The following is a 241-nucleotide window of genomic DNA, read 5'->3' as shown; positions in this document are numbered from 1 at the left end:
AAGCCAAAATGCTTTGAATAACTCTTCGTTTTGCGCGAAAACAATTCTTAATTTTTCAGCATCAGTTGGTAACTGCGGGGAGGTCTTTTGTTGCCATTCATAAGTTCGCTGATATCGGTGCTTTTGGTATGTCTGCTCTAGCTCTTTGTCCTTGAATATAGCGAATATACCTGGCGCTAACGCAACCGCGTTATCTCCAATGACTGACTCAAGAAACCCTTTTATTTCACTTTGCGTGTAA

The 241-nt window shown here is 41.1% G+C and carries 1 pseudogene; it reads right to left on the bottom strand.

Annotation, left to right across the window (positions count from 1 at the left end):
• Positions 1 to 241 (bottom strand): annotated as a pseudogene (locus tag NLF92_RS13695) (DNA phosphorothioation-associated putative methyltransferase); the annotation flags it as partial.

It is taken from the genome of Opacimonas viscosa, assembly GCF_024199005.1.
In the GTDB taxonomy this organism is placed as follows: Bacteria; Pseudomonadota; Gammaproteobacteria; order Enterobacterales; family Alteromonadaceae; genus Opacimonas; species Opacimonas viscosa.
This window is presented reverse-complemented; position numbering and strand designations above follow the sequence as displayed.